Here is a 395-nt window from a genome sequence, read left to right as displayed (position 1 = left end):
ATGGACTCGCGTTGCACGGGCTACGGGCCGCGCTCGTTCTACTCGGGCCGCATCCACACGAAGGGGAAGGTGGAGCGGCGCTACGGGAAGCTCGTGGCCAGCATCAAGGTGCCGTCCGGCTACGGCATGTGGCCGGCGTTCTGGACGCTGGGCGGCAACATCTCCACGGTGGGCTGGCCGAGCTCGGGCGAAATCGACATCCTCGAGTGGCACTCCAATGAGCCGACGTGGATGAAGTCGGCGGTGCACTACTTCGCCAACGGGGCGGCGCAGCACTTCGGCACGGGCGCCAACCGGGGCTACAGCCTCGCGGACGGCTTCCACGTGTACGAGGTGGAGTGGACGGCGGGGCAGATGGTGTTCCGGCTGGACAACCAGGTTCGGGCCACCGCGGA

Annotated in this window: 1 protein-coding gene; it reads left to right on the top strand. The window is 67.8% G+C overall.

Annotated features, from left to right (window positions below):
• The coding region (locus D7Y04_RS43410) for a family 16 glycosylhydrolase (protein ID WP_147477382.1) at positions 1 to 395 on the top strand (395 nt) is incomplete at both ends.

The sequence above is a fragment of the Corallococcus sp. AB038B genome, assembly GCF_003668955.1.
GTDB lineage: Bacteria > Myxococcota > Myxococcia > Myxococcales > Myxococcaceae > Corallococcus > Corallococcus exiguus.
This window is presented reverse-complemented; position numbering and strand designations above follow the sequence as displayed.